The following is a 236-nucleotide window of genomic DNA, read 5'->3' on the forward strand; positions in this document are numbered from 1 at the left end:
TGTCGACGGCGACCGCTTCGACCATCGACCATGGCAAGCAGGTGGCAAGCACGCTGGGCGACAAGACGGCCGAGCTGGAGAGCGTCAAGTCGAAGCTCGAGGAATACAAGCGCCTGGCCGACACGGATCCGCTGACCCAGGTTTGGAACCGCCGCGCTTTCGACGCCGAGATCGCGCGCATCTACAACAGCAACAAGGGTATCCTGTTCAGCGCGCTGATCCTTGCCGATATAGAC

1 pseudogene is annotated in these 236 nt (G+C 61.4%); it reads left to right on the top strand.

The annotated features are described in order from the left end of the window. Positions 1-236 (top strand): annotated as a pseudogene (locus NLU14_RS22880) (hypothetical protein); the annotation flags it as partial.

The sequence above is a fragment of the Marinobacter iranensis genome (assembly GCF_029207565.1).
Lineage (GTDB): Bacteria > Pseudomonadota > Gammaproteobacteria > Pseudomonadales > Oleiphilaceae > Marinobacter > Marinobacter iranensis.